The organism is Planotetraspora sp. A-T 1434 (assembly GCF_025420585.1).
Classification (GTDB): Bacteria; Actinomycetota; Actinomycetes; order Streptosporangiales; family Streptosporangiaceae; genus JAOEGB01.
On sequence record NZ_JAOEGB010000006.1, the window covers coordinates 1 to 26,889 of the forward strand.

At 69.3% G+C, this 26,889-nt stretch carries 34 protein-coding genes and 2 tRNA genes; 22 read left to right on the plus strand and 14 right to left on the minus strand.

What is annotated here, in order from left to right; translation table 11 throughout:
• Positions 1-1,050 (plus strand): integrase core domain-containing protein (locus N5079_RS09430; protein ID WP_261583219.1); only part of this gene is annotated, 1,050 nt, incomplete at its 5' end.
• Positions 1,051-1,086: 36 nt separating this feature from the next.
• Here N5079_RS09430 and N5079_RS09435 read toward each other — a convergent pair.
• Positions 1,087-1,174: transfer RNA gene (locus N5079_RS09435), tRNA-Ser, on the minus strand.
• A gap of 30 nt (positions 1,175-1,204) precedes the next feature.
• Here N5079_RS09435 and N5079_RS09440 point away from each other — a divergent pair.
• Positions 1,205-1,456 (plus strand): hypothetical protein, encoded by a 252-nt coding sequence (locus tag N5079_RS09440; protein WP_261583220.1) that lies wholly within the window; start codon positions 1,205-1,207, stop codon positions 1,454-1,456.
• 302 nt (positions 1,457-1,758) lie between these two features.
• Here N5079_RS09440 and N5079_RS09445 read toward each other — a convergent pair.
• Positions 1,759-1,832, minus strand: a tRNA-Pro gene (locus tag N5079_RS09445).
• 88 nt (positions 1,833-1,920) lie between these two features.
• Between N5079_RS09445 and N5079_RS09450 the strand changes: the two genes are divergently transcribed.
• Positions 1,921-2,367, plus strand: a complete 447-nt coding sequence (locus N5079_RS09450; protein WP_261583221.1) for a hypothetical protein — start codon at positions 1,921-1,923, stop codon at positions 2,365-2,367.
• 58 nt (positions 2,368-2,425) lie between these two features.
• Here N5079_RS09450 and N5079_RS09455 read toward each other — a convergent pair whose 3' ends face one another.
• The gene (locus N5079_RS09455; RefSeq protein ID WP_261583222.1) at positions 2,426-2,761 is read right to left on the minus strand and encodes a DUF6458 family protein; all 336 of its coding nucleotides are present in this window, start codon (positions 2,759-2,761) and stop codon (positions 2,426-2,428) included.
• Positions 2,762-2,882: 121 nt separating this feature from the next.
• Between N5079_RS09455 and N5079_RS09460 the strand changes: the two genes are divergently transcribed.
• The 4 genes from N5079_RS09460 (at position 2,883) to N5079_RS09475 (ending at position 5,414) form a co-directional block, all read left to right on the plus strand.
• The gene (locus tag N5079_RS09460) at positions 2,883-3,476 is read left to right on the plus strand and encodes a hypothetical protein (RefSeq protein ID WP_261583223.1); all 594 of its coding nucleotides are present in this window, start codon (positions 2,883-2,885) and stop codon (positions 3,474-3,476) included.
• Positions 3,476-4,675, plus strand: coding sequence for a hypothetical protein (locus N5079_RS09465; RefSeq protein WP_261583224.1), 1,200 nt, complete (start codon positions 3,476-3,478; stop codon positions 4,673-4,675). Before N5079_RS09460 ends, N5079_RS09465 begins: the two co-directional genes overlap by 1 nt.
• A 7-nt stretch (positions 4,676-4,682) precedes the next feature.
• Positions 4,683-4,874: a hypothetical protein gene (locus N5079_RS09470; protein WP_261583225.1), complete on the plus strand. Its 192-nt coding sequence runs from the start codon at positions 4,683-4,685 to the stop codon at positions 4,872-4,874.
• A gap of 120 nt (positions 4,875-4,994) precedes the next feature.
• On the plus strand, positions 4,995-5,414 hold the full coding sequence (locus N5079_RS09475; protein ID WP_261583226.1) for a CBS domain-containing protein: 420 nt from the start codon (positions 4,995-4,997) through the stop codon (positions 5,412-5,414).
• Positions 5,415-5,678: 264 nt separating this feature from the next.
• Here the strand turns inward: N5079_RS09475 and N5079_RS09480 are convergent, their stop codons facing one another.
• The 3 genes from N5079_RS09480 to N5079_RS09490 form a co-directional block, all read right to left on the minus strand.
• A complete protein-coding gene (locus N5079_RS09480; protein WP_261583227.1) occupies positions 5,679-6,977 on the minus strand; it encodes an NAD(P)/FAD-dependent oxidoreductase in 1,299 nt (432 codons plus the stop codon).
• A gap of 18 nt (positions 6,978-6,995) precedes the next feature.
• A complete protein-coding gene (locus N5079_RS09485; protein ID WP_261583228.1) occupies positions 6,996-7,409 on the minus strand; it encodes an ATP-binding protein in 414 nt (137 codons plus the stop codon).
• A 122-nt stretch (positions 7,410-7,531) separates the two neighbouring features.
• Positions 7,532-8,311 (minus strand): SigB/SigF/SigG family RNA polymerase sigma factor, encoded by a 780-nt coding sequence (locus N5079_RS09490; protein ID WP_261583229.1) that lies wholly within the window; start codon positions 8,309-8,311, stop codon positions 7,532-7,534.
• Between the two features lie 185 nt (positions 8,312-8,496).
• On the opposite strand from N5079_RS09490, the gene N5079_RS09495 reads away from it, so the two are divergent.
• Entirely contained in the window at positions 8,497-8,853 is a 357-nt protein-coding gene (locus tag N5079_RS09495; protein WP_261583230.1) for an STAS domain-containing protein, read from the plus strand.
• Between the two features lie 60 nt (positions 8,854-8,913).
• Here N5079_RS09495 and N5079_RS09500 read toward each other — a convergent pair whose 3' ends face one another.
• Positions 8,914-9,621: a GAF and ANTAR domain-containing protein gene (locus N5079_RS09500; protein WP_261583231.1), complete on the minus strand. Its 708-nt coding sequence runs from the start codon at positions 9,619-9,621 to the stop codon at positions 8,914-8,916.
• A 98-nt stretch (positions 9,622-9,719) separates the two neighbouring features.
• Between N5079_RS09500 and N5079_RS09505 the strand changes: the two genes are divergently transcribed.
• The 5 genes from N5079_RS09505 to N5079_RS09525 all read left to right on the plus strand — a co-directional run bounded on the left by N5079_RS09505 (position 9,720) and on the right by N5079_RS09525 (position 15,831).
• Positions 9,720-11,525 (plus strand): SpoIIE family protein phosphatase, encoded by a 1,806-nt coding sequence (locus N5079_RS09505; RefSeq protein ID WP_261583232.1) that lies wholly within the window; start codon positions 9,720-9,722, stop codon positions 11,523-11,525.
• A gap of 100 nt (positions 11,526-11,625) precedes the next feature.
• Positions 11,626-12,420 carry an MEDS domain-containing protein gene (locus N5079_RS09510; RefSeq protein WP_261583233.1) on the plus strand — a complete coding sequence of 265 codons (795 nt, stop codon included), beginning with the start codon at positions 11,626-11,628 and terminating at the stop codon, positions 12,418-12,420.
• Positions 12,417-13,346: an MEDS domain-containing protein gene (locus N5079_RS09515; RefSeq protein WP_261583234.1), complete on the plus strand. Its 930-nt coding sequence runs from the start codon at positions 12,417-12,419 to the stop codon at positions 13,344-13,346. Before N5079_RS09510 ends, N5079_RS09515 begins: the two co-directional genes overlap by 4 nt.
• A gap of 111 nt (positions 13,347-13,457) precedes the next feature.
• Complete coding sequence (locus N5079_RS09520) at positions 13,458-14,504, plus strand: glycosyltransferase (RefSeq protein ID WP_261583235.1); 1,047 nt, start codon at positions 13,458-13,460, stop codon at positions 14,502-14,504.
• A 109-nt stretch (positions 14,505-14,613) separates the two neighbouring features.
• Positions 14,614-15,831, plus strand: coding sequence for a glycoside hydrolase family 16 protein (locus N5079_RS09525; RefSeq protein WP_261583236.1), 1,218 nt, complete (start codon positions 14,614-14,616; stop codon positions 15,829-15,831).
• Here N5079_RS09525 and N5079_RS09530 read toward each other — a convergent pair.
• Positions 15,785-16,966, minus strand: coding sequence for a PucR family transcriptional regulator (locus N5079_RS09530; RefSeq protein ID WP_261583237.1), 1,182 nt, complete (start codon positions 16,964-16,966; stop codon positions 15,785-15,787). The two genes, N5079_RS09525 and N5079_RS09530, sit on opposite strands and share 47 nt — an antisense overlap.
• Positions 16,967-17,050: 84 nt before the next feature.
• Here N5079_RS09530 and N5079_RS09535 point away from each other — a divergent pair, with 84 nt between their 5' ends.
• Positions 17,051-17,962, plus strand: coding sequence for a proline dehydrogenase family protein (locus tag N5079_RS09535; RefSeq protein ID WP_261583238.1), 912 nt, complete (start codon positions 17,051-17,053; stop codon positions 17,960-17,962).
• Positions 17,963-19,588 carry an L-glutamate gamma-semialdehyde dehydrogenase gene (gene pruA / locus N5079_RS09540; protein WP_261583239.1) on the plus strand — a complete coding sequence of 542 codons (1,626 nt, stop codon included), beginning with the start codon at positions 17,963-17,965 and terminating at the stop codon, positions 19,586-19,588.
• A 207-nt stretch (positions 19,589-19,795) separates the two neighbouring features.
• Here pruA and N5079_RS09545 read toward each other — a convergent pair whose 3' ends face one another.
• Entirely contained in the window at positions 19,796-20,242 is a 447-nt protein-coding gene (locus N5079_RS09545) for a type II toxin-antitoxin system VapC family toxin (protein WP_261583240.1), read from the minus strand.
• On the opposite strand from N5079_RS09545, the gene N5079_RS09550 reads away from it, so the two are divergent.
• Positions 20,241-21,641 (plus strand): IS30 family transposase, encoded by a 1,401-nt coding sequence (locus tag N5079_RS09550; protein ID WP_261583241.1) that lies wholly within the window; start codon positions 20,241-20,243, stop codon positions 21,639-21,641. The genes N5079_RS09545 and N5079_RS09550 overlap by 2 nt on opposite strands.
• 36 nt (positions 21,642-21,677) lie before the next feature.
• On the opposite strand, the gene N5079_RS09555 is transcribed toward N5079_RS09550, so the two are convergent.
• A complete protein-coding gene (locus N5079_RS09555) occupies positions 21,678-21,920 on the minus strand; it encodes a hypothetical protein (protein ID WP_261583242.1) in 243 nt (80 codons plus the stop codon).
• Positions 21,921-22,156: 236 nt separating this feature from the next.
• Here N5079_RS09555 and N5079_RS09560 point away from each other — a divergent pair, with 236 nt between their 5' ends.
• The 3 genes from N5079_RS09560 to N5079_RS35485 all read left to right on the plus strand — a co-directional run bounded on the left by N5079_RS09560 (position 22,157) and on the right by N5079_RS35485 (position 22,756).
• On the plus strand, positions 22,157-22,315 hold the full coding sequence (locus tag N5079_RS09560; RefSeq protein WP_261583243.1) for a hypothetical protein: 159 nt from the start codon (positions 22,157-22,159) through the stop codon (positions 22,313-22,315).
• A complete protein-coding gene (locus tag N5079_RS09565) occupies positions 22,312-22,488 on the plus strand; it encodes a hypothetical protein (RefSeq protein WP_261583244.1) in 177 nt (58 codons plus the stop codon). Before N5079_RS09560 ends, N5079_RS09565 begins: the two co-directional genes overlap by 4 nt.
• Positions 22,489-22,606: 118 nt before the next feature.
• Positions 22,607-22,756 carry a type II toxin-antitoxin system RelE family toxin gene (locus tag N5079_RS35485; RefSeq protein ID WP_410007761.1) on the plus strand — a complete coding sequence of 50 codons (150 nt, stop codon included), beginning with the start codon at positions 22,607-22,609 and terminating at the stop codon, positions 22,754-22,756.
• 95 nt (positions 22,757-22,851) lie between these two features.
• On the opposite strand, the gene N5079_RS09570 is transcribed toward N5079_RS35485, so the two are convergent.
• Positions 22,852-23,721 carry an LLM class flavin-dependent oxidoreductase gene (locus N5079_RS09570; RefSeq protein WP_261583245.1) on the minus strand — a complete coding sequence of 290 codons (870 nt, stop codon included), beginning with the start codon at positions 23,719-23,721 and terminating at the stop codon, positions 22,852-22,854.
• 8 nt (positions 23,722-23,729) lie between these two features.
• Complete coding sequence (locus tag N5079_RS09575; protein WP_261583246.1) at positions 23,730-23,900, minus strand: hypothetical protein; 171 nt, start codon at positions 23,898-23,900, stop codon at positions 23,730-23,732.
• A gap of 120 nt (positions 23,901-24,020) precedes the next feature.
• On the opposite strand from N5079_RS09575, the gene N5079_RS09580 reads away from it, so the two are divergent.
• Complete coding sequence (locus tag N5079_RS09580) at positions 24,021-24,641, plus strand: TetR/AcrR family transcriptional regulator (protein WP_261583247.1); 621 nt, start codon at positions 24,021-24,023, stop codon at positions 24,639-24,641.
• 128 nt (positions 24,642-24,769) lie between these two features.
• Here N5079_RS09580 and N5079_RS09585 read toward each other — a convergent pair whose 3' ends face one another.
• Positions 24,770-25,183, minus strand: coding sequence for a type II toxin-antitoxin system VapC family toxin (locus tag N5079_RS09585; protein ID WP_261583248.1), 414 nt, complete (start codon positions 25,181-25,183; stop codon positions 24,770-24,772).
• On the minus strand, positions 25,180-25,404 hold the full coding sequence (locus tag N5079_RS09590) for a FitA-like ribbon-helix-helix domain-containing protein (protein ID WP_261583249.1): 225 nt from the start codon (positions 25,402-25,404) through the stop codon (positions 25,180-25,182). The genes N5079_RS09585 and N5079_RS09590 overlap by 4 nt, the downstream gene beginning before the upstream one ends.
• A 194-nt stretch (positions 25,405-25,598) precedes the next feature.
• Here N5079_RS09590 and N5079_RS09595 point away from each other — a divergent pair, with 194 nt between their 5' ends.
• Positions 25,599-26,180, plus strand: a complete 582-nt coding sequence (locus N5079_RS09595; protein WP_261583250.1) for an RNA polymerase sigma factor — start codon at positions 25,599-25,601, stop codon at positions 26,178-26,180.
• The gene (locus tag N5079_RS09600) at positions 26,177-26,860 is read left to right on the plus strand and encodes a hypothetical protein (protein WP_261583251.1); all 684 of its coding nucleotides are present in this window, start codon (positions 26,177-26,179) and stop codon (positions 26,858-26,860) included. The genes N5079_RS09595 and N5079_RS09600 overlap by 4 nt, the downstream gene beginning before the upstream one ends.
• Positions 26,861-26,889 lie beyond the last annotated feature (29 nt).

Here is a 26,889-nt window from a genome sequence, read left to right on the forward strand (position 1 = left end):
GCGTTAGAGCCCCGATCCCGGCGACCGAAGATCTCACCCACCGCGATCGACGCCGCCACCGTCGAACTGATCGTCCGCCTCCGCAAGGAACTGTCCGGCCAGGGCCTGGACGCCGGGCCGGACACGATCGCCTGGCACCTTCGCCACCACCACCGGCAAACGGTGTCGCGAGCCACGATCAGCCGCTACCTGACCCGGGCCGGCCTGGTCACCCCCGAGCCGAAGAAACGACCGCGATCCTCCTACATCCGCTTCCAAGCCGAGCAGCCAAACGAGACTTGGCAGGCCGACTTCACCCACTACCGGCTCGCCGACGGCACCGACACCGAGATCCTCACATGGCTGGATGACCACTCCCGCTACGCCCTGCACGTGACCGCTTGGCCCCGCGTCACCGGCCCGATCGTGCGCGACACCTTCCGCCACGCGGTGGCCGCCCACGGCGTGCCCGCCTCCACCCTCACCGACAACGGCATGGTCTTCACCACCCGCCTGGCCGGCGGCCGCGGCGGGCGCAACGCCTTCGAACACGAACTGCGCCGCCTGCACGTGACCCAGAAGAACTCCACCCCCAACCACCCCACCACCTGCGGCAAGGTCGAACGCTTCCAGCAGACCATGAAGAAATGGCTGGCCGCGCAAGCCACCCAGCCGACCTCCGTCTCCGACCTGCAGGCCCTCCTCGAGACCTTCGTCGAGCTCTACAACCACCGCCGCCCGCACCGATCGTTGCCCCACCGCGCCACCCCCGCTGCGGTCTACCACAACCGGCCCAAGGCGCTGCCAGCCGGCAGCCGCGACAGCGACACCCACACCAGGGTCCGACACGACCGCGTCGACCACACCGGCGTCGTCACCCTCCGTGTGAACGGTCGGCTCCACCACATCGGCATCGGACGAACCCACGCCCGAACCCACGTCATCCTTCTCGTCGACGATCTCCACGTCCGCATCGTCGCCGCCACCACCGGAGAACTCCTCCGCGAGCTGATCATCGACCCCACACGCGACTACCAACCCCAGTACACAAAGAAACCCCCGAACCCGTAGGTTCGAGGGTTTCCGATGTCTTGCGACATCACAGAGCGGAGAGCGTGGGATTCGAACCCACGAGACCGGTCACCCGGCCTAGCGGTTTTCAAGAACGCTACGGTTGCGCGCTCCCCCGGTCTCCTTCGCTAACGCGGAACGACCCGATGGATCCATGCACCCGCATCAGCGGGACCTCCAGCCCGCCAAAGTACCCCGCGACTCCTTCGGCTGGCGCGGCCACCGCGTCGAGCAGACCATGAGCGTCAATGGCAAACGCGCCTCCGTCAGCACCCTGCTCCTCCTGCAACGCGGCCCCATCGTGCTCGCCCTGAACTACACCAACTACACGCCCACGACGCCCGAACAGACCCTGCGCGCCTACAACATGACCATTCTCCGCAAAATCCTCGCCCACCCTGCCTGATCACAAGCGCTGGACTTGCCTATCTGCTGGCGCACCACCTGACGAACCCTGGTCCCGAATGATCCACTTCGTGCCTGACGGGGCCGTCAGACGGGCGCCTTTACGCTGTAGATCTCTAATTCGTTTGAACACGGCCCGCACGACCACCCCAGGGAGCGGCGAATACGGTGACACGCTGGACAGACATGTGTCACCCGACGGCACCCAGCGGGAGGGCGACCTTTGATGACACCTGGGTGACACAAGAGAAAAGCCACAGTATCCGATCTTGGATACTGTGGCTCCGACCTGCGAAAACGCGGTCGGGACGACAGGATTTGAACCTGCGACCCCTTGACCCCCAGTCAAGTGCGCTACCAAGCTGCGCTACGTCCCGTTTCCCGGCTGGCCGGGCTTCACCAACCTTAGCGCAGTTTCGGGCCCGGTGCGTACACGGTTACCCCTCCGCGCCTAAGCTTTGGATCATGGGAAGGAAGCCTCGGGTCGATCAAGAGGAGCTCGGCCGCCTGACCGCCGAAGGATGGTCCAATGCCCAGCTGGCCGCGCACTTCGGCGTGACCGAATCCGGGATCCTTCAGGCCAAGCGGGCGGCGGGCCTGTCGAAGCAGATGACGGATCACAGCCGGGCCCTGCCCTGGAAGCTCAGGCGTGAGCACGGCCAGACCGGCCCGGCCACGAACCTCCGCAACCTCTCCGCCGTGGCGCAGGGCCGTACGATCACGAAAGAGAAGCTCAACACCGCCATCCGGTGGGCGGGCCGCCTGGTCGACAACAGCCTCGACATCACCTATGACCCTGATCAGGGCTTCCGGGAGGTTCCGGCTGAGGGGGCCTCACATGTCGCCCGGGTGCTCGCCGAGGCACGGGAGGCCCTCGGCCTCACCGACGGCCCTCAAGATCCCCCCGAATAGCCTTCCGATCCGCTCAACGGCCACGACCTACCGGTCCAAGCCCGAAGACAAGCGGGCGTCAGACGTCCTCGCGGCGAATGGGCGTGGTCTCCTCGCGGACGTGCACGTGCCGTTCGTTCGGGTGCACGGTCGTGTGCGACTCGGTCTCCTGGACATGGACATGCGGCTCGGCGGACGGGTCCACCGTGTACATAATGTCCGGTTCGATGGTCTCGACCGTGTCCTCGGCATGCGGACGGCGCGTGTAGAGGCCTGTCAGCAGCGCGCCCGCGACACCGACGGCCATCAGGATCCAGCCGATCATCTGCAGGTCGATTCCGGGAATGTCCCACTTCACAGCGAAGGCGAGGACTGCGCCGATCGCGATGAAGGCGAGACTGGCTCCGAAGCCCATGGTTACCTCCTGTGATGGTAATGACGGCCCCTACCCGTCAAACCGCTGATTACGCAGGCGTGAAGGGTGCTTTCGAGGGCAGTGCGAATGAACAACGCACATTCACCCCTGGGAGGCAGATATGTCCGCCGCAGCATGGGTGGTCGTCGTCATAGCCGCATTGGTGGTCATCCTGGCGATCGGCTACTTCGTCACGACTCAGAATCGCCGGCGTCACCTGCAGGAGCGCTTCGGGCCGGAGTACGACCGGACGGTGGAGGAGAGGGAGAGCCGCCGGGAGGCCGAGCAGGAGCTTCTCGCCCGTGAGGAGCGTCACGCCAAGCTCGACATCCGGCCGCTCGACCCCGAGACGCGGGAGACCTACGCGAAGAAGTGGACGGAGGTCCAGGAGCGGTTCGTCGACGCGCCGGGTTTCGCCGTCACCGAGGCCGACGCCCTGGTCAGCGCAGTCATGGCCGAGCGCGGATATCCCACGGACGAGTTCGAGCAGCGCCTGAGCGACCTGTCTGTGGCCCACGCCGCCACGCTCGACCACTATCGCCAGGCCCACGACATCAGCAGCCGCGCCGCCCGGCAGGACGCCAGCACCGAGGAGCTCCGCCAGGCGATGGTCCACTACCGCGCGCTCTTCCAGGAGTTGCTCGGCGAGACGGCCGGCGACCCCGGGAACGACCGGCACGCCGCACGCTCCACGGCCGAGGAGGCTGACCTCTGATGAAGAACAACCCTTATGACAACCGGTACGGCACGACCGAGCAGCCGACGCCGGAGACGCCCGAGCCTCTGGAGGAGGAGGCCCGCAGGGAGGAGGCCCTGGCCGGCAGCCGGCACGACGCGCACGAGGGCCCGGGCCCGGTCTACTCCGCCGGAGGCGCCGACCTGGACGACTCCCGCTACACCGGCGAGTCCGGCTACGCCGACGGCAGGGAGGACACCCGAAACGCCGAGTCCGACTCCCCCGGCACCTGGGTCGCCGGCAGCGGCGTCACCGCCCACACCGCCGACAGCCGGACCTCGCAGACCGCGGAACACACCGCCGACAGCCGGACCTCGAGCCGGACCTCGGAAGCCGCGGAAGACACGGCCGACATAGAGGACACTGCCGACACCGCCGACGGCCGTACGGTAGACCGTCGCTCCGGCGACGGAGCGTACGTCTCGGAGGCTCCGGGCGACCGGACCTTCGACGCCGGCACGGTTGAATCGGTCTCCGCCGACCGGACCTTCGACGCCGGCACGGTTGAATCGGTCTCCGCCGACCGGACCTTCGACGCCGAGGCGGTTGAATCGGTCCCCGCCCCACGGACTGGGGACAGTCCCGCGGCCCGCGAGTCGCTGGAGCCGGTGGACGCCCGCGACGACGTGCTCGCGCCGGATCTGGACGGGCGTACGGCCACGCAGCCGAAGGATGTCGAGTCCCCCAGCGCCGAATCAATAGCCGGCTCCACGGGACCCGGCGCCGAATCCACGACTGGCACAACGCGGCCCGACGCTGAACCAACGGCCGGCTCCACGCGCCCCGGCGCTGACCCGGCGACCGGAACCACACGGTCCGATGCCGAATCGACGACCGGCGACACGATCACCGGCGTCGAATCGACCGCCGCCCCCGGCATCGACGCCGAGACGGCGTCCAGCGAGAGCCTGGCCGCCGCTGAGGCCGCGCCCGCCATCGACTTCGACAGGCGGTGGCACGAGATCAAGGCGGGTTTCGTGGACGACCCGCGGAGCTCCGTCGAGCAGGCCGACGCGCTCGTCGAGGAGGCGGTGGCGGTCTTCACCACCCGCCGCCAGGCCCTGCTGGACCGGTGGAAGAACCGTGACCACAACGACAGCGACCACAACGACACGGAGGCGCTGCGGCTCGCCCTGCGCGACTACTACGCCCTCCTCCTTCAGCTGACCGGAAAGTGAGGCATCCATGCTCGCCATCGCCGCTGCGATCGTCTTCGGCATCGCCTTCCTGCTCGACCTGCTCAACGCCAGCATCGGCATCGGGCTGACCGCGCTGATCGCGCTCGGGCTGTGCCTGCTGGCACTGCACCAGGCCGGCATCGGCACGGCCGGTGTGAACTCGTGGCGCGGCAACTGGCGTGGCCGCGCCCGCCGCTGACCTCCTTGAGGCGGACCGGGTCGAAGACCCCAAAGCCTCTCGCCACAAGCCAGCCGATCCCCGCCGATCCCCCGCCGATCCCCGCCGATCCCCGCCGATCCCTACGCCAAGGAGAGCCACATGTCGCAGAGAGTCGAAGAGATCATGACTCCGGTCCCCGTCGCGCTGCCGGAGGAGGCTCCGATCGTCAAAGCCGCCAAGCTGATGCGCGACCAGGGCATCGGCGATGTCCTGGTGGTCAGGGGCGACCAGTTGTGCGGCCTGGTGACCGACCGGGACATCGTCGTCCGGGCGGTCGCCGAGGCGCGCGACGTCAGCGCCACCCCTGTCGGGACGCTGTGCACGTCCGAGCTGATCACGGTCACCCCTGACCAGGACGCCGACGAGGTGATCCGCCTCATGCGCCAGAAGGCCGTGCGGCGAGTCCCGGTCGTCGCCGATGGCCGTCCCATCGGCATCGTCACCCTCGGAGACATGGCGCTGGAGCGGGACCCCGCCTCCGCCCTGTCCGACATCTCCGCCGCTTCCCCGAACAGCTGAGCCGTACGGCCGGCCGTGATCGGGCGGACCGGAAGAAGCCGACCGTAAGAAAGGGGCGACCGGAAGAGGCCAATCGTAGGAAACGCGACCGTGGTGAACGCGACCGCCGACACGCCGGGACCCGCACCACGACCGTCGCGTGCGGCACCTGCGACGGGACGAAGACGAAGCCGCCGATGAGAGCCGCCCATGAGACACGAGCAAGCCGCGTGACCCTGGAGCCCGGGTCACGCGGCATCTCGCTAGGGAGGACGGAAAGCCTGATCACATCCGGGCGGCGAGCTTGAACTCCTCGCGCGGGCGCTGCAGGGCGCCCAGCGACACGATCTCCCTGGGGAAGAACAGCCCGAGGGTCCAGTCCATCAGGATGCGGGTCTTCTTGTTGACGGTCGGCATCCGGGTCAGGTGGTAGGTCCGGTGCATGAACCAGGCGGGGAACCCGCGCAGCTCACGGCCGTAGATCTGCGCCACTCCCTTGTAGAGCCCGAGGCTGGCCACCGATCCGGCGTTCTTGTGCCGGTACGGCTCTCGCGTGCCGCCCCTGATGGTCGCCAGGAGGTTGTCGGCCAGCCGCCTGGCCTGCCGTACGGCATGCTGGGCGTTGGGCGGGCACATCTCGCCCGGCCTGGTGAGGTCGGGGACGGCGGCCGCGTCCCCCGCGGTGAAGGCGAAGGGCGCCCCCTCGATCTGCAGGAACGCGTTGGCCTTGACCCGGCTCCTGTCGTCCAGGGGCAGGTCTCCGGCCTTGACGAGCGGGTTCGGCTTGACGCCCGCCGTCCACACGAGCGTCTCGGCGTCGAACTCGTCACCGTCGTCGAGCACGATGTGCCCGCCCTCCATCGACTTCAGGCGGGTGCCGGTGCGAACCTCGATGCCGCGTCTGCGCAGCTCCTGGGCGGTCCACCGGCCCATGTCGGCCCCGACCTCCGGCAGGATGCGGTCGGTGGCCTCGACGAGGATCCAGCGCATGTCCTCCCGGCGGAGACCCTCGAAGAACTTGAGGGCGTCGCTGGCCATGTCCTCCAGCTCGGCGAGCGCCTCGACGCCGGCGTATCCCCCGCCGACGAAGACGAAGGTCAGCGCCCGGCGCCGGACCTCCTCGACCGGGGTGGAGGCGGCGATGTCGAGCTTGCCGAGCACGTGGTTGCGGAGGTGGATGGCCTCCTCGACGGTCTTGAAGCCGATGCCGTGCTCGGCCAGCCCGGGAATCGGGAGGAGCCGGGACACCGAGCCGGGGGCGAAGACCAGGTAGTCGTAGTCGATCGTGAGGTCGGGGCCCTCATGGGGCTGGAACTCGGCCTTGCGGTCGGCCAGGCGCACGGAGGTGACCCGCCCGCTGAGGATCTGACACGAGGGCAGGACCCGCCTGAGCGGGACGACCACGTGGCGCGCCTCGATGTTCCCGGCGGCGGCCTCTGGGAGGAACGGCTGGTAGGTCATGTAGGAGTCGTAGTCGGCGACGGTGATGCGGGCCTCGCCGCGGTGGAGCTTGCGCTGCAGGCGGAGAGCCGTGTACATGCCGACGTACCCGCCGCCGACGATCAGGATCCGTGGGACAGCCATGGGTGTCCCCTACCCGGTCTAAACCAGGAAACGCATGGTGACTGTCGTCCCATTGGCCCCGGTTCGCGCGTCGAGGTCCGCGCTCAGCAGCCGGGCCACCCACAGCCCCATTCCGCTGGTGGCGTTCTCCCTCGGCGGTGTGTGCCCGGGAGTCCCCTCCGGATGCCACTGCCTGCCATCGTCGTGGACCTCGACCACGAGGGCCTCACCGTCGTCCCATATGCGCAGCCGCGCCTTGGTGGAACCGTGGGTCACGGCGTTCGTGGCGACCTCGTTGAGCGCCACGAGGAAGTCCCCGACGGCGTCCTCGCTCATGCCGCGCCGGCGTGCCTGGGCAGCGGCGAACTCCCGCACGTCGGGCAGATCGGCTAAGGAGAAGGTCAGGTCCTTGGCCGTCTCTGCGACGGGCGGCGGAACGCCGTCTTCATTCACCCGGTAACGCCTCCCACCGGATATCGCTCAGCCGTACGACCTGGAGGGTCGCGGCATACGGACGAAGATACCCCGGGGCACCGCCGCCGTGGCGGCGGTGCCCCGGGCACCGCTGTGCGCCGTCATCCCGCGACGAGCTCGGAACGCAGCTGGTCGAGGGTCTTGCGGAGGATCCGCGAGACGTGCATCTGAGATATGTCGAACTCCGCGGCGATCTCGGCCTGGGTCATGTTGCCATAGAACCGCAGCAGAAGGATGTTCTTCTCCCGCTCGGGGAGAAGGTCGATGAGGGGCTTCACGGCCTCGCGGTCCACGAGGGTGGCCAGTGCGTCGTCCTCATCGGGGAGGACGTCGCCGAGCGCGGCCGCGTCGTCGTCCGCGCCCAGCGGCGCGTCGAGGGAGAGCGTGCTGTACGCCGCGGAGGCGTCCATGGTGAGCAGCATGTCCTCTTCGGAGATGCGCATCTTCTTCGCGAGCTCGGCGACCGTGGGGAACCGGCCGAGCTCCTGGGTCATGTCGGCGACGAGCCGGTTCAGCTCGGAGCGCCGCTCCTGGTAGAGGCGGGGCACCCGGACGGCCCAGGTGCGGTCGCGGAAGTGCCGCTTGACCTCGCCCGTCATGGTGACCATCGCGTAGCCGCGGAAGCTGTGCCCCAGGCTGGGGTCGAAGCCGTTGATGGCCTTCATCAGACCCACGTAGGCGGCCTGGAGAAGGTCCTCCATGGGCTCGCCCCGGTTGAGGTACCGCCTGGCGATGTCCCTCGCCATGGGGCGGTGCATCTCGACGATCATTTCGCGGAGGCGTTCCCGCCGCTCCTCGGACAGGCCGTCCTCGGCCAGCTCGGCCAGAAGTTCCTCGGCGGTCGGATTGCTGATGGTCGCTACTCGGACCTCGGCAGCCATCTGCGCAGTCCCCTCGTATTTCTTGCGAGGCGCCGACGGCCGGGGGTCACCCACGCAGAAGGCATGCCTCGCTACAGTATCGAGACGAGGCCCTCTGCTGGACCTCTGGTTCAGTATATTGCCCCAAAATCGGGAGTATCACCACCCCTTCGGCACCAGTAATGTTGCCGCAGAGGAGGCGCGAGGTGTCTAACAACGGTCTGTTGTCCCTGAGCTCCACCACGGCCGGTGGCATCGTGGTGGTCCATATCGACGGCATTCTCGACGCCACGACTCGGGAGCAGTTCTCGGACTACCTGGACACGGTGGCGGAGGACCACGGCCCGGACATGATCCTCGACCTGGGCAAGGTCACGTTCATGGACTCCCGGGCACTCGGCCTTATCGTGCACCACTGGCAGCGCTCCACCACCGCCGGCGGTAACTTCGCGCTGGTCTCCGTGCAGTATCCGAGCTCCAAGGTGATGTGGGTGACCGGCCTGTCGCAGCGCCTGCCGCTCTTCGACACCCTCGACGAGGCGCTCGCGGCCTTCACCGCGTGAACAGCCGCCCAGCGTGAACAGCCGCTCGCCGCCTTCGCCGCGTAAAACAGTCCGCAGCCGCTACGGCGTGGCGCCCCCGTGCTTCTGCTGGTGCTCGGTCACGAGCAGCCTGGCCAGGTCGGCGACCTTGACCTGGTGGTGCTGGGACACCCTTCTGAGCTCCTCGAACGCCGCCTCGGCCGAGCATCCGCTCTTCGACATGATGATGCCCTTGGCCTGGTCGATGACCGACCGCCCGGCGAGCGCCTCCTGCATCTGGGCGGCCCCCGTGAGGACGTCGTCGTACTCCCAGATGTTCGCCAGGGCCACCGTGATCTGCTCGCGGAGCAGGCCCATCAGCGACTCCCCGTCTGTGAACACGCCGGGCCGCACGCCGTACAGGCCGACGATCACGACCGCGTGGTCCACCTCGATCGGCAGGACGAGCACCGACCGCACGCCGTGCCGTACGGCCGTCGCCGCGTAGCGGGGCCAGCGGGGGTCGCGCATGACGTCGGGGACGGCGACCTGCCGCCCGGAGGACAGCGCCTCCCTGGACGGGCCCTCGCGGAGGTCGCGCTCGCGGTCGGTCAGCGCGATGAGCTCGCTGTGGGAGGCCGCGAGCAGGACCCGTTCCTCCATCCACAGCTCGGCGGTCCCGCCCGCGCAGCCCGGCACGCCGTGCGCGACGGCCTCGGTGATGCCACGAAGGACGCTCTCGCAGGATGTTCCCTCGGTCACACGCCCCAGAGCGGCGAGGTCACGCGCGAGGATGGATGTTGTCTCCATGGTAGAAAGACCATTCCCATAGTTTCCGTGTTAATCCGGGCTGGATCGATTACATCCGGTCTTTGGCGTAGCGTCTACGTCGTGAGAGGGGGGCAGCGTTGGCCGACATAGCCGAGCTTGAGCGCGCGCTGAGCGGGCTCGCCGACCGCATCGCCACCCTACGGGACAAACCCGAGCCGGGTGCCGCCCTGCGCGAGCTGGAGGCGGCGGAGGAGCTGCTCAGGAGCGCGCTGGGCGAGCTGGTGCGCGGCCGCAGACGCAAGGACGGCGGCAACCAGAGGGAGCAGAAGCTCCTGCGGCAGGTCTTCCGCGCGCTCCCGGTGCCGGTGATCATCATGGACACGGGCGGCACGGTCCGGCGGATCAACAACGAGACCACGCGCCTCCTCGGCAGCCCCGCGGGCTACCTCATCGGCCGGGCCTTCCCGCTGCTGATCGACGTGGCCAGCCGGGCGGCGTTCCGCTCACACCTGACGGCCGTCCTGCGCAGCGAGGAGAGCGCGGCGTTCCAGACCCGCCTGGCCCACCAGGGCCGGACGCACACGGTCCGGCTGGTCCTCAGCAGGCTGCGCATGCCGGGCGAGCCGCAGGAGATGATCGCGGCGGTCGCGCTGCCCACGGAGGTGCAGCTCCTGGAGGCCCCCGATCCCGGCGGAGCCCCCGACGAGTCGGTGATCATGGCGGCGGCCCGGCGGCATGAGCTGCTCTCCCGGCTGACCAGGCTCCTGCTCGACGAGGAGAGCCTGCGCGAGCCGGTGGCGCTCATACGGGCCGCCCGCCTGCTCGCCGCGGAGACGGCCGACTGGGTGGTCGCCGACGTGATCAGGGACGGGGTCCTCCACCGGGCGACCGTCATCGGCCCCAGCGACCAGCCGATCACCCGCCTACAGCGGGCCATGGAGACGATGCCCCCGGCCGCCGCGCCGATCGTCGGCCAGGTCCTCGCCACGCAGAGCGGCATCGTGCACGAGATGCTGTCCGACGACTCGCTGCTGGGCGGCGACGTGCTGCAGGCCATGCGGGCCGGCTCGCTGCTCAGCGTGCCCATCCGCACCGACGACGAGGTCCGCGGCGTCCTCACGCTGGTACGGCTGCGCGACCGGCCGCCGTTCGGCCTGGCGGACCTCGGCCTCCTCGAGGAGATCGGCCTCCACCTGGGGCTGGCCATGCGGGCGCAGCGCAGCTTCCAGCGGAGGGCGCACGCCGCCGACACGTTGCAGACGGGCGTCCTCCCCCGCACGTTGCCGGACATCCCGGGCTTCGAGACGGCGGCGATCTACCACCCCGGGTCGGGGCTGCGGGCGATCGGCGGCGAGTTCTACGACGTGTTCCCGGTGAAGAACGGCTGGGGCTTCATGATCGGCAGCGCGGCCGGCAGGGGCGAGGAGGCCGCCGCCGTCACCGCGATGGTCCGCAACGGGCTGCGCGTGCTCAGCGTCTACGAGAGCGATCCGGGTGAGGCTCTGCGCAAGGTCAACGACGCGCTCGTCGCGCAGAACACGGGGCTGTTCGTGATGGCCGCCGCTGGCTTCGTGCGCGGCCGCAAGGTACGGCTGGCCTCCGCCGGGCACCACCCCGCGGCGTTGCTCCAGCCCGACGGCGGCGTCCGGTTCTCCGATGGCGGCGGCGTCCCCCTCGGGTTCGAGGAGGGCTCGGTGCCCGCCACGGAGGAGCTGACCCTGGCCGCCGGGGAGACCCTCGTCCTCTACTCCGACGGCCTGGTCGGCTCACAGAGCGCCGCCGGGGAGAACTACGGCGAGGACCGGCTCACCGAGGTCCTCGCCCGCTGCGTGGGCCAGCCGCCCGCCGGTGTGGTGAAGGCGATCGAGGAGGACCACCGGGCGTTCTGCGGCGCCCACGTCGTCGACGAGATCACCGTGCTGACCCTGCGACGGTCGCGATGACGATCGGGCAGAGCAGGGCGGTGACGTGGGATTTGCCGCCGGACTCGCTCGGATGGTGCACTTGGCTGTTGTGAAGATGCGGCCAGGAGACCATCGCTCGGTGACCTACTCGGACGAGGCCGAGCTCGAGCCGGTGCTCGCCCCTTTCGTTTCCGAAGGGCTGGCGGGATCCGACAAGGTCCTCTACTTCACCGACGTCACCCATCCGGCCATCGTGACCGGGCTGCTGCGGGCGTGGGGCGTCGGCCCCGACGCGTACATCGCGGACGGGCGGCTCGACGTGCGCCAGATGGAGACGACGGACCCCGATCTGCTGGTGGACCAGCTCGCCGACGCCGCCCGGCAGGCGCGGGCCCAGGGCTACCGGGCTCTGCGCGTCACCGGCGAGATGAGCTGGGCCGTCCGCGAGGGCACGGCCAGGCTGGCCGCCTACGAGACCAAGGTCCAGACCCTGTTCGACACCGGCCTCGCAATGGGGATCTGCCAATACGACCGGCGGCTCTTCCAGCCAGTCGTTTTGGCCGAATTACAGCGGATACATCAGGGAAGAGACATGGACCTGGAGTTCGACGGCGCGCTTCTGCGCATCCGGCGAACCGTCCATCCGCCCGGCATCCGCGTGGAAGGCGAAGTGGACGCGAACACGCTCGGAGAGCTGAACAAGGCACTCGCGTCGGCGGTGCTCCGACAGCCGGGCGACGTCCACGTGGACCTGGGCGAGGTCTCCTTCATCGATCTTTCCGGCCTGCGGGCGCTCGTCGACACCGCGGCCAGGATCGGCGACGGCCGGTCCCTCGTGCTGGACCCCGTTCCCGAGCACGTCCTCCAACTGATCAAGCTGATCGGCTGGGACGGCACACCCGGTTTGAGATTGCGTGGGGGCGATCCCCGATGAGCGAAATGATCCATCAGGCCAGTCTGTACGGCTCGGACGCGGAGTTCCTCGAGATGGCCGTGCCGTTCATCCGGGACGGCCTGGCGAACGGCGAGCCGGTCATGGTGACGACGACGTCGGGCAACCTCGAGCTTCTCGGCGAGGCCCTGGGCGACGACGCCAGGCACGTCGACTATGCCGAGACGGCATATTTCGGCCGAAGGACGGCGCAGCGGGCCACGGCGTTCCTCCGCTACTGGCAGCGCTACGCCGACCACAAGCGGGTGCGGATCCTCGCGGAGCCCGTCTGGTCGGGGAAGTCGGCCCGGGACGTGCTCGCGTGGAAGCGGATGGAGTCGGGCCTCAACCTGATCCTCGCCGGGACCGGCGTCTGGATGATCTGCCCGTACGACACCCGCACGGTCGGCGCCGACGTCGCCCGGGACGCCATGCGGACCCACCCGTCGCTGAGCTCGGACGGCAGGCAGATAGAGCCGTCACCGACCTACGCCGACCCGGTGGACTTCATCGGCCAGTGCGACGCGGCGCCGCTGCCCGAGGCCCCGCGGGGCTGCCTCACCGTAGCGATCGACGACCTGCAGGACGTGCGCCGCCTCGTGGCCGAGGAGGGGCGCCGGCGTGGCCTGACCGGCGAGCGGGCGACCATGCTGGCCGTGGCCGTCCACGAGGCGAGCCGCTACCTGGGCGTGCCGCTCAGTGCCCGCATCTGGGAGAGGTTCGGCGCTCTCGTCTGCGACCTGCGAGGACAGCGCGGCCCGATCTCCGACCCCCTTGCCGGGTTCCGGCCGCCGGGTCCGGAGGAGCGGCAGGAGGACGGCCTCTGGCTGGCCCGGCAGGTCTGCGAGTACGTCGACATCCGGTCGGACGACTCCGGCTGCACGATCAGGCTCCAGGCGGCCACGTCACGCCTGCAAGAGAGCGCATGATTTTCCCGATTAGGTGTTTAGCGGGAATCAGACTAAGGTAAACAGCATCATAGATCGTGCCTAAGACGCAGGCACACCCTTTCAAGCCTTTCCGTCTTGAGGTGTGCTGCCATGGATATCGCGATCGTTTCCGCTCACGAGCTGACCCCTGACACCCCGGCCATCGCGCGCGAACTGGCTCGGGGCCACCGGGTGACTGTCTACACGCGTTCCAAGGCCAAGGGGACCTCCGTCGAGCATGTCCCGGCCGGGCCCGACATGGAGCTCTCCGAGAGCGACCTTCTGCCCTACATCTCCGACTTCAGCGCGGGGCTGCGGCGGCGGTGGGCGAAGAACCGCCCCGACATCATCCACGCGCACTCGTGGACCAGCGGCCTCGCCGCCATCGCCGGCTCCGAGGGGCTCGGCGTTCCGGTCACCCAGACCTTCCACGCGCACGACACCGAGACGCCCGCGCCGGTCCGGCGGCTGGAGTGCGCGATCGGCCGCCGCGCCCGCGCCGTGATCGCCACCTGCGCGGACGAGGAGTCCGAGCTGATCCGGATGGGCGTCCCCCGGCGCAACATCTCCGTCGTCCCCCACGGGGTCGACATCGAGCGGTTCCGCCGCCAGGGCCCGGCGTTCCCCCGCGGGGAGCGGCCGCGCCTCCTCCACGTCGGGCACATCGGGGCCGCCAGCGCGGTGGACGCGCTGCTCACCGTCCCGGAGGCCGAGCTGGTGATCGCGGGCGGCGACGACCTCAGCATCGAGCGGCTGCGCGTCCGCGCCAAGGACCGCGGCGTGGCCGACCGGGTCGAACTGCTGGGCATGGTGCCCCACACGGCGATGCCGAAGCTCATGCGCAGCGCCGACCTCGTGCTGACGCTCCCGCCGGCCGTTCCGACCGGCACGGCGGCGCTGGAGGCCATGGCCTGCGGCATCCCGGTGATCGCCTCGGCCGCCGGAGCCCACCTCGACTCGGTCGTGGACGGCGTGACCGGCTTCCTGATCCGGCCGGACCGGCCGGCCGAGCTGTCCGTGCGGATCCGCCAGCTCCTGGGCGACCCGACGCTGCGCACGGCGATCGGCTACGCCGCCGCCGACCGCGCCCGCTCCCGCTACTCGGTGGAGCGCATCAGCATGGAGCTCCTCCGGGTCTACGAGAAGACCTGTGCCTGAGCGGACGGTCCTTAACGGGGTTACGGATGCGGAATTGGCGCGATTCCGTTATAGAAGTTAAATGACGTGATTTGATGCGTTCATGTCACTTCATGGACCTGGTTTAGCGGTGGCGGCGGCGATGATCATCGCCGCCGCCACCGCGTGTGCGGGCGGGGATTCCACGAAGGTCTTCACCGCCGCCGGCGAATCCGCCGCCGACGTGTCCTCCACCTCCGGCGGGGCGGCGGTGACGGCCACACTTACGGCCACAGTCACGGCGACGGTCACCGCCACGGTTCCGGCGGCGGCCCCGGCCACCCCGTTCAAGCGGCGGGTGACGCCGACGCCCCGGCCGACACCCCCGCCGGCCCACCGGCCGGCACCGCCGGCGCTGACCCTGGCCAAGCCCGCGAAACCGAAGCCCCGCGATGTGACCATGATTCCGCCGGAGCCCGCTCCGGACGACGGCTACACGCTCGCGGACCAGCCGTCCGCCAAGGAGGGAACCGTCGTCCCCGAGCAGCAGGGCGGCGGCGCCTACGGCACGCAGCCGCCGAGCCCGTCCGGCGCCGCCGGCTCGACGGGACGGCCGGGTTCCTCGGGCTCGTCAGGCGGCGCCAACGGTTCCACCGGCTGGGGCGGCGCCAACGATTCCGGTGGCTCTGGTGGCTCCGGTGGCTCGGGTGGCTCCACGACGGGGGCCGGATGGGGCAGCCCCATCCTGGTCGAGGACTTCAACGGCACGCAGATCGACCACGGCAAGTGGGGCGTCTACAACTCCCCCAGCGCGCGGACGAACCCCCGAACCTCGCAGGCGACCAGCGTCGGCGGCGGCATGCTGCGTCTCACCGACGGCTTCTACGGCGGCCGGGACATGTCGGGCGGCGTCTCCAGCTCGCTGAACCAGATGTACGGCCGGTGGGAGGTCCGCTTCAGGACCGAGCGGGGCGCCGGGTATTCCCCCGTCGTGCTGCTGTGGGGCGAGGAGCGCAAGGCGGAGTTCGCCGAGATCAACATCGCGGAGATCGGCGACCCGACCCGCCAGAAGGCCGGCATCTTCGTCCACGTGGGCCACCAGACCGTGGCGCAGAGCGTGATGCGGGCCGACTTCACCCAGTGGCACACCGTGGCCGTGGACTGGCTGCCCGACCGGCTGACGTTCTGGCTCGACGGCAGCCCGGTCTGGAACTACACCGGTCCCCGGATCCCCGGGAACCAGACCATGGGCCTGACGCTGCAGAACGACATCGTGTGCACCCAGTGGGCGCCGTGCCGCGACGCCACCACCCCCGACGCGGTCACGATGTACGTCGACTGGGTGCGGATCTACCGGGCTCCCCGGTGAGGGTGGCCGCCTTCAGGGACAGGTGAAGGAGCAGGCGGTCGCCGCCGTCGGCGAGGTCGAGCCCGGTGAGGTGCTCGGCCTTGCCCAGCCGGTAGTAGAGCGTCTGGCGGTGGACGCCGAGCCGGGTGGCCGTCTCCTGGGCGTGGCCGGCGTGGTCCAGGTACGCCTCGACCGTGCCGGCCAGCTCACCTCCGGCGATCGACAGCGGAGCCGACTCGGCCGCCAGCTCGGCCAGGTCGCGGGGCGACAGCTTGGCGAGCAGGCGGTAGACGCCAAGCTCGGGCCAGCTTGCGACGGGGGCGTGCCGTTCTACGTGCTCGGCGACCCGAAGGGCCACCAGCGCCTCCCGCCAGCTCTCCCACGCCTCCTCCGGGTCGTCGCGGGGTCCCCCGATTCCGGCGGCCCTGCCGTACAGGTCGTGCAGCCGTCCGGCGACCTCGGCGGCCTGCGGCGCGGGGGCGAGCACGGCGACGAGCGGCTCGTCGGGGCTGGGGTCGGTGAGCACGCCGCGCGGGAGCGTCCAGGGCGCGCCCGCGCGGTCCGGCGAGGTCCGTACGGCTATCGCCGCCACGGGGGCCTCGGCCGTCACGCCGGCGGCGGCCCGGATGCCGGGGTCGGCGGAGAAGAAGTCGCGGAGCCGGGCGTGCCGGCCGCGCGCCTCCCGTGCCAGGCGCGCCGCCGCGCGGGCCACCAGCGGCGCCACCGCGGCCAGCCGTTCGTCGGTCAGCCCCTTCGAGCCGGCGGAGCCGGAGTCGACGGAACCGGAGTCGCCAGGGCCCGCGCCAGGAGAGCCCGCGTCCGTTGGACCCGCGTCCGCTGAGCGCGAGTCCGCGGGGCCCGCGTCCAGCACCCAGAGGTAGCCGTAGTTGACCCCGCCGTGCCGCAGCGGCACGCACACCCGGCCGAGCATGCCCGGCAGACCGGGGATGCGGACCGGCCCGGCCGCCGTGGCGATGCCGTACGCCTCGAAATAGGCGCGCACCTCGTCGGTGGCCCGCCTGCGGAGGATCGACTCCTGCCGGACCGTGTCGATGGTGCCGCTCTGCGCGCCGTACGCCAGGAGGTTGAACGAGCGGTCCTCGATCGTGACCGACGCGTCGAGCAGCCGGGCGATCTCGTCGGCGATGTCCTGCATGCGGTCCATTGTTGTACATCTGTATGAAAACGCTGTGGCGGATGTCCGTGGACCAGCCGTGAGCTGCGGATTTAGCCTGTTGACATGCTCGGTTCACTGCTTCTCGCGGGCTCTCGGAGCCCGCTCGCCCGGAAGGCCGTCTCAGGGTTCCCGCTCACGCGCGGGGTCGTCGACCGGTTCGTCGCCGGGGAGTCCACCGCGGACGCCGTCGCCGCCACCCGCCGCCTGACCGGCTCGGGGCTGGCCGTGACGATCGACCACCTCGGCGAGGAGGTCCGCGACGCGGGGGCCGCGATCGGCACGGCGAAGGCGTACGTGACCCTGCTGGACGCGCTCCGGCCGCTCGGGCTGGGCCGCCGCGCCGAGGTGTCGGTGAAGCTCTCGGCCGTAGGGCAGGCGCTCGACGGCGCCATGGCGCTCGAACACGCCCGGCAGATCTGCTCGGCCGCCCGCGACTGCGGCTCCACCGTCACGCTGGACATGGAGGACCACACCACGGTCGACTCCACGCTGGAGATCCTCCGCGCGCTGCGCGAGGACTTCCCCGAGACCGGCGTCGCGATCCAGGCCTACCTCTTCCGCAGTGAGGCCGACTGCCGTGATCTCGCCGGGTCGCGGGTGCGCCTGGTCAAGGGGGCCTACCGCGAGCCCGCCTCGGTCGCCCACCAGAGCAAGACCGAGGTGGACAAGGCGTACGTCCGGTGCCTGCGCGTTCTCATGGCGGGCACGGGATATCCCATGGTGGCCACCCACGACGACCGGCTGATCGCCATCACGGAGCTGCTCGCGGACCGCAACGACCGCGAGCGGGACAGCTACGAGTACCAGATGCTCTACGGCATCCGGACCGACAAGCAGGAGGCGCTCGCCGGCGCCGGGTCGCGGGTCCGGGTCTACGTCCCCTACGGCGACGACTGGTACGGCTATTTCATGCGCCGCCTCGCCGAGCGCCCGGCCAACGTCGCCTTCTTCCTGCGTTCTCTGAGGGGTAAGTAAATGGATGCGATCACGAACGTCCCGGTGCCGGCGAACGAGCCGGTGTACGGCTACGCGCCCGGCAGTGCCGAGCGCTCCGCCCTGGAGAACCGGATCAAGGAGCTCCAGGGCGCCCAGCTCGACCTCACGATGACGGTCGGCGGCGAGCGGCGGATGGCGGGCGGCGCCCCCATCGACGTCGTCCAGCCGCACAACCACGCCTCGGTGCTCGGCCGGATGGCCGACGCCACCGCCGCCGACGTGCGGGCCGCGATCGACGCCTCCCTTAAGGCCGCCCCCGCCTGGCGGGCGCTGCCGTTCGAGGAGCGGGCGGCGATCTTCCTCAAGGCGGCCGACCTGCTGAGCGGCCCGTGGCGGGCCACTCTCAACGCCGCCACGGTCCTCGGGCAGTCGAAGTCGGCCCAGCAGGCCGAGATCGACGCGGCCTGCGAGCTGATCGACTTCCTGCGGTTCAACGTGTCGTACGGCCGGCAGCTGCTGAACGAGCAGCCCGTGTCGTCTCCCGGCGTGTGGAACCGCATGGAATATCGGCCGCTGGAGGGCTTCGTGCTCGCCATCACGCCATTCAACTTCACCGCCATCGCCGGAAATCTGCCGACTTCTGCGGCTTTGATGGGAAATGTCGTCGTATGGAAGCCGTCGCCGACGCAGCAGTTCGCGGCGCACTTCACGATGCGGCTGCTTGAGGCGGCCGGGCTGCCGCCGGGCGTCATCAACATGGTGACGGGCAACGGCGCCGCCGTCTCCGAGGTGGCGCTGGCGCATCCGGAGCTGGCGGGCATCCACTTCACCGGCTCCACGGCCACCTTCCAGCACCTGTGGCGCACGGTCGGCGAGAACATCGCCGGATACCGGGGCTACCCGAGGATCGTCGGCGAGACCGGGGGCAAGGACTTCGTGGTCGCCCATCCCTCGGCTTCCGCCGAGGTGCTGACGACGGCCCTGGTCCGGGGCGCGTTCGAGTATCAGGGCCAGAAGTGCTCGGCGGCCTCCCGGGCGTACGTGCCGAGGTCGCTCTGGGCGCGCATGCGGGACGACTTCGTCTCCGTGGCCGAGTCGCTTACGGTCGGCGACGTGGCGGCCGACCTGTCCACCTTCATGGGCGCCGTAATCGACGAGCGGGCGTTCGCCAAGCACAGGAAGGCCATCGACCGGGCCCGCTCGACCGGCTCCATCAACGTGCTCACCGGGTCGTACGACGACTCGACCGGATATTTCGTGAAGCCGACCATCCTGGAGTGCTCCGACCCCACGGACGAGGTCTTCGTGAAGGAGTACTTCGGCCCCATCCTCGCGGTCCACGTCTACGACGACTCGTCGTACGACGCGGTCCTCGACCAGATGGAGAGTGTCACGCCGTACGCGCTGACCGGCTCGGTCATCGCCCAGGACCGGTACGCCATCACGGCCGCCGCGGAACGGCTGCGCTTCGCGGCGGGCAACTTCTACATCAACGACAAGCCCACCGGGGCGGTGGTCGGCCAGCAGCCGTTCGGCGGCGCCCGGGCCTCCGGGACCAACGATAAGGCGGGGTCGATCTTCAACCTGATCCGCTGGGTCAACGCCCGCACTATCAAGGAGACCTTCGTCCCGCCCACCGACCACCGCTACCCCCACATGGGCTGACACCCCGCAGACGGGATGGCAGCAGCCGGATTTGAAGGACCTCGGCTACAAATAGCCTCCCGCCAAAAAGTAGCCGGACAATCGCGACGCCCCAGAACTCCTATTCGGGTTCCGGGGTGTCGGCCTCGACCTCGAATTGGTGGCACCCAGGTCCTTCCTGGCGAGTAGGAGTCCTGGGTCCAGGCTTGGTGACCGTCCTCGGCGGGTCTAGAGAGCCCGGGGAAGAAGCGTCAGCGCGGGAACATGACACGGCCGGATCACCGTGAAGTGTCGCCGGTCCACGGTCGCCACCTGATGAACTCCCAACCGTTCCGCGAGCGCCACCACCGACGCGTCCACCAGCCCCAGGCGAAGGTCGGCATACGTGCGCACCAATTCCGATGCCCGCCACAGATCAGCTGGGAGCAGTTCCGTCATCTCCAGCTCTCCCTCGGCCATCGACTCCAGGAACGCCGCCTCGGCCTTGGCCCCCAGATGCTTCTCAACGTGCCAGGAGGTCTCGGTCAGCACGGTGGTCGGCACCAGCAACCGGCCGCGAAGCATCGTCAACAGCCGAGCCGACTTCTCATGATGCGCATCCGACCGGTCGATGGCGGCATACAAGGCGGATTCAACCGATCGTCGCAACACTCCGTCCCTGGAGGTGTTGTGCATGGGCCTGGGCAACAAGCAGCGGGCTGTCCGGTTGTATCGCGGTCAGATTCCGTCACCGGGGCGGCCAACGGTCGCCTGGCGACAGGACCGCATCCGGTTCTGGCAAGCGATCGATCGAGGGTTGACTTCGGAGGACGCCGCAGCGGAGATCGGCGTGTCGCCAGCGGTCGGGACGCGCTGGTTTCGCCAGGCTGGCGGGGTGAATCCACGCCTTGCCCCGACCGTGTCGGGCCGCTACCTGTCGTTCGCCGAGCGGGAAGAGATCGCCTTGTGCCGCGCCCGGAAGGCCGGCGTGCGCGAGATCGCCCGGCGCCTGGGACGGTCGCCGTCGACGATCTCCCGCGAACTGCGGCGCAACGCCTCGACGCGGACGTATGACGTGGAATACCGGGCGACGGTCGCACAATGGCATGCCGAGCGCCGGGCTCGGCGGCCGAAGACCGCCAAACTGGCGGCTAACCAGCAACTGCGCGAGTACGTGCAGGAGCGGCTGGCCGGACAGGTCCGCCACCCGGACGGCACGCCGGTCGCGGGACCACAGACGGCACCCTGGAGGGGACGCAACAAACCCCGGCGGCAGGACCGTCGCTGGGCGAGATCCTGGAGTCCCGAACAGATCGCCCATCGGCTGAAGGCCGACTTTCCCGTGGATGACACCATGCGGATCTCGCACGAGGCTATCTACCAGGCCCTGTTCATCCAGGGGCGAGGAGCGCTCAAGCGGGAACTGGTCGCCTGCCTGCGCACCGGGCGGGCCCTGCGGGTCCCGCGCGCACGCACCCGGCGCAAGAACGGCGGCCACGTGACGCCTGAAGTTCTGATCAGCGAGCGGCCCGCCGAGGCCGACGACCGCGCGGTCCCGGGCCACTGGGAAGGTGATCTCATCATCGGCACCGGTCGCTCAGCGATCGGCACCCTGGTGGAACGTACGACCCGATTCACCCTGCTGTTGCACCTGCCACGGATGGAGGGCTACGGCGTTCAGGAGCGGGTGAAGAACGGTCCGGCATTGGCCGGCCGCGGCGCCGAGGCCGTGCGGGACGCGATCACCAAGGAGATCACCGGGTTGCCCGGACAGCTACTCCGCTCGCTGACCTGGGACCGGGGCACAGAACTGGCCCAGCACGCGCAGCTGCGCATCGACACCGGCGTGCAGGTCTATTTCGCCGACCCGCACAGCCCCTGGCAGCGAGGCACCAACGAAAACACGAACGGACTGCTGCGCCAGTACTTCCCCAAAGGCACCGACCTGTCTCGATGGAGCGCCGAGGACTTGGCGGCCGTGGCGTTCACGCTCAACACCAGGCCCCGAAAGACTCTCGGATGGAAGACACCGGCCGAAGCCTTCAGCGAGCATCTGACCTTGCTGATGAGCAGCAGTGTTGCGACGACCGATTGAGCCCAAGCAACACACCGGTGTCAATAAGGGTGACCGTCACAAGAGACGATCCAACCCCTCCCGGAGGATTTCGTCATGCCGTTCGGACACATCCGAGCGCCCAGAGGAACCGAGCCCGATGAACGAAAGGTCCCGGCCGTCGATCTCATCCTCGGCGGCGTCGACAAACCTGGCCAGCTCAGGATCGGACTCCACCAGCAGCCGCAACCGGCGCACCCCCGCAGGGGGCAGCAGGTCCACGAGATGATGCATCTCCTCGTAGTCATGGGCAGCCGTCATACCCGCCAGTGTACGTACACCGCACCCTAAGACCGCGAGGCACCGTGCCCCCGATTATCGGCGGACATTTAGGGAAATCCCACCCCGCGCGCCATCGAGACGAGAAACGCCGCCTCGGCCCTGCCACCGAGATTCTTCTCCGCATGCCAGGAGGTTTCGACCAGCACAGTGGCCGGCACGAGCAACCGGCCGGGACAGGACGCGTGAGAGAGCAACCGAGCCGACACTGCGTGATGATGGCCCAGGATCTGGCCGACATTCCGGCCAAATTAATAGCACTCATGGAGACAATCCCGATCAGCGAAGCGAAGGATCGGCTGACCGAGTTGGCCGACCGGGCCGCCCGGGAGCACGACCACTCACGCTCACCCGGAATGGACGACCACACGCCGTGATCGTGTCTGTGGCCGAGTGGGAGTCTTTTCAGGAGACTCTGGAGCTTCTCGCCGATTCAGAGATGCGCGCTGATCTGGTCGAGGCCGCAGCCGCCGAGGCACGAGGCGACGTGACCACCGAGGAGGAGATGGCCCCCGTCATGGCTGCCCGCCTCGGCAAGGCGAGCGCGTGAGCGACCGCTACACCGTCCTACTCGCCCCTCCGGCCCGACGCGCCCTTACTTCGGGTTTGCCCGAAGGCGTGGCCGCAGCGGCCTGGGAACTCATCAGCGGTGCGATCGCCCAGGAGCCATGGCGGGTAGGCAAGCCCCGCAAGAGCCGTACGAGGGGCTGTATGTCGCCCGTCGCAGGACCTATCGCCTGGTCTACCGCATTGACGAGGACAAACGTACCGTGACGATCCAAACCATCAAGCACCGGCGAGACACCAACCACCCATAACGGCTGATGGGTTGCTTTCGCCATGCGATGACCGCCGTCCGATCGTTCAGCCGCTGGCAGTTGGCGAAGTTCCGGCTTCCCGGTATTCGCGGCCCTCAGGCCAGGAGATGCCCCGCGAGTTCATGCCACTGGCGTGTCGGCGGTGTCCCGGGCGTGGCCGTGAGGACGTAGAGGCTTACATGGTCGGCCCCGGCCTCGATGTGTTCTTCGACCCGGTGCGCGATGTCGTCAGCGCTCCCGCGAACTATGAGCGCGTTGACAAGCCGCTCATCCAGTGAATCGACCTCCTCGAATCCGAGGTCGTGCAACAGCGCGCTCCGGTTGGGCAGCAGTGCGGCGGCATAGGAGCGGGCCAGGTCGGCGGAGTTCGACCGGCCCTGGTCCAGGATCACCAGCTGAGTGACCGCCAGCAAGGCGCCCGGCCCCAGCACAGCCCTGGCGTTCTTGGTGTGTTCGACCGGCATGCCCAGGGGGTTTGCACCCCATGCCAGTTCACCCGCGAGCTTGACCATTTCGGTGTCCAGCGCCACGAGCAACCGGCGCGGCACACCCGATAGCCGTGGCGGCCCGAACGGGGCCGCATCCATCGCTTCCAAATAGCGCCGCATGGTCGCCACCGGTACGCCGAAGTCGTGGCCGCGAACGTCTTCGGCGAGGCTGGGATGACTCTCCCAGAGTCCCAGGAGAAACCGTCCCGGAAAGGCCTCGTCCAAGGTACGTTGCGCGGCCGCGGTCGTCACGGCGTCCCGCGCGTAGATGTCGGCGGTGCCGGCGGCCACCACGATCCGGCGGGTGGCCGACAGCAGGATCCCGGCCTGCGCCATGGCCTCTCGCCCTGTCGTCTCGGGGAACCACAGCGTTCCGTAGCCACCGTCCTCGATCACCGCCACGGCCTCGCGGACTGCGGCCATGGGGTAGCTGTCGAGGTCGCCCGCCCAGATCCCGATGCGCCCGATGTCGGGCACGTGGCCGCTCACACGTCTCGCTTGGGAGCACGCTGAGCGGTCAGGTCGTCACCGGCCAGCTCGATCGCCCGCCCGATCCAGTCCTGCGGCCGGGCGAACGCCGGAGCGATGAAGGCTTCGACGTCATCGACGGCCACGATGTGCCGAGGCGCGACCACGATGGTCTTTCCCCTGTCCACGTCTCTCCTGAAGTTCAGGCGTGTGCGGCGGACCCATCCGATTAACTGGGGTGGCCCTCCGGTTCTTCGCGGTTACGATATGGAGGACCACCCCAATTCCGCAAGCCCACTGGAGCTCCAGTGCCTCGAGACAGCGCTACACCGGTTTCAGCCGGACGGCCGCTACGCGCCGACGCGCGCCGCAACTATGACCGGATCCTCGCTGCGGCGGGGGCGGCCATGGCACAGCACGGAGCCGAGGCGTCCCTGGAGGAGATCGCCCGACACGCGGGAGTCGGCTCGGCCACCCTGCACCGGCACTTCCCCTCCCGCCGAATGCTGCTGGAGGCCGTCTTCCGAGACCGGGTGAAGGCCCTGTGCGCGAAGGCACGCGATCTGGCCGCCGCACCTGATCCTGGGCCTGCGCTGGACATTTGGCTGCGCGCCGTCGGCGCACACGCCACCTCCAACCGGGGGCTGGCCGCGGCACTGATGCTCGGCGCCCGTGACGGCGACCCGAAGCTGGGCGTCACCTGCCACACGATGATCGTGGATGCCGGCGACCGGCTACTGGGTCGCGCCCGCCAGGCACACGCCGTACGCTCCGACGTCGCCATCACCGATCTGCTCAAACTCGTCAGCGCCATCTCGCTGGCCACCGAGAACGAGCCCGGTGGCGCGACCGAGACTGACCGGCTGCTCACACTCGCCCTCGACGGCGTAAGGCCTCAGCAAGGAACCGGTGCCCGCAGCAGGCGATGAGATCGCATCTGTCATGCGGGACCGCCGTGCAGCCCACCGCTACCCCCACATGGCTGACATACCGCACGTCCCGGGGTTCGCTAACGAACCCCGGGGCGCCGGCATCGCGGCTCCTGACGGCCTTTCGTCTAGGTCAAGGGGGGTGGGTAGCGGTGGATCTCCGCTCGGTGCCCTGTCGCGCCGGCGAATTTCGCGTCGTCGGTGAGCAGGGGCACCCCCAGCATTTCGGCGAGCGCAACATACATGCCGTCATAGGCGGTGAGGTTGTTCCGAAGCTCCAGCACGCGCGACTGCAAGGGGAGCATCCGATGCCGAATGATTTTGAGCTCGGCATAGCGCTCCAGCATGACACGGGCCCGCGCCTCGGAGATGCGCACCCCCGGCTTGCTGGTGATCACATGTCCGCGCACCACCGAAGCGACCTCGACATCGATCAACGCCGGAGCGTGCAGCTTCCGGGCCAGCCTCTGGCGGAGAAGATCGTCGCCTTTCACGTTCGCCAGCAGACGGAAAACGATCGAGGCGTCGACGACCAGACTCACCGGCGGCCCTCACGCATCGTCTCGCGAACGAAGTCGGGGTCGTACGGCACGGGCTCATCCGCGGCGATCTTCGCCATCACCTCATCCAGCGTGGGGGTGGCCGCCTCCTCATTCAGAAGGTCACGCACATAGGCCGTCAACGACTTGCCTTCGCGCTCGGCCCGAGCCTTCAGGGTCCGCTCAGTGGCGTCAGGGACATCCCGGATCTGCATGGTTCCCATGCAAGCACATTAGCATGCAAACCGCATGCAGCTCCCAGCCGCCGGGCTTCTCTCGCCGTCTCGCCCAGGCGTTGATCGCCGCAAGTGCGGGATCGTCCGTCATGCGCTCCCCCTGAGACCGGAACGGTCCTTGTAACGGTGGGTGAGGCTTCGTCCAAGTAGGGGTGTGTCCAGACCCGTGGCAAGGAGCGCTGATGCGCCCTAAACAGACGAGCCCGAAACAGACCAGCCTGGCGGACGTCGTCCGCGATCCCGAGGCGTTCGAAGCCTTCTACCGGCGTCACTTCGACGACGTGACCCGCTTCCTGGCCAGGCGGGTGGCCGACCCGCACACCGTGGCCGATCTCACCGCCGAGGTGTTCCTCGCCGTCCTCGACTCGGCGCACACCTACCGGGCGGGGCGTGGCAGCGAGACCGCCTGGCTGTACGGCGTGGCGCGCAACACCCTCCACGCCGAATGGCGGCGCTCGGCCAGGGAGTCGCGCGCGACCAGCCGGATGGCGGGGCATCGCCCGCTCGAGCCCGACGACGTGGTGCGCCTGGAGGACCGGATCGACGCCGAGGCACCGGCCCGCCGCGCCCTTGAGGCCATGGCCGAGCTGCCGGAGAGCGAACGCGCGCTGCTGGAGTTGGTGGCCGTCGACGGCCTCAGTCCCGCCGAGGCCGCCGCCGCGCTCGGCATTCGGCAGGGCACCGCCCGGGTCAGGCTTCACCGCGCCCGGCGCTTCATCCAGCAGGTTCCCGGTGTCGTGCCGGTGATGGGAGGAACAAAATGAACAGCACTTTCGAGGACCGGCTGCTCGCGGAGCTCAAGGCGGAGATCGCGGCACGGGCGGCACAGGGGCGCGCCCCGGCCGCGCGCCGGTTGACCGGCCGGCGGTTCCTGGCCGTGGCCGGAGTGGTCGCGGTCGCCGCGGGCACAGCGGTCGCCGCGCCCATGGTGATCGGGTCGCAGACCCGGGCCTACGCGGTGACGAAGAACGCGGACGGGTCGATCAACCTCTGGCTCAACGAGTTCAGGGATCCGCGGCAGGTCGAGAGGGACCTGGCAGAGCTGGGTGTGCGGGCCGACATCACCTACCTGTCGCTGGGCAAGCGGTGCGGGAACGCCCGCGCCCCCTTCGTGGCGGGCGATCACACCCCCACGACTCCAGAGGAACTGGCGAGCAAGGACCCGGCCGTCCAGGCGAGGATACGGAAGAGGGCGGAGAAAACGGCTTCCGCCAAAGCCATCCGCCCGGAGAACGGCATCACGATCTATCCCCGATACATCAAGCCCGGCCAGATCGTCCTCATCGAGGTGATGGAGAACCCGGTGGAGCCGACCGTGAAGCACCCGGGGGTCGCTTGGCAGTTCAGCGGCCGCCTGACGGACGGCCCGGTCGGACCCTGCCAGATCGTCGACGACCCCTCGGCGTTCGACATCGGAACCGGCACGCCACCAGCCGGCAGCTGATCCCCCGTGCCGTACGGATTCCGTGTGCC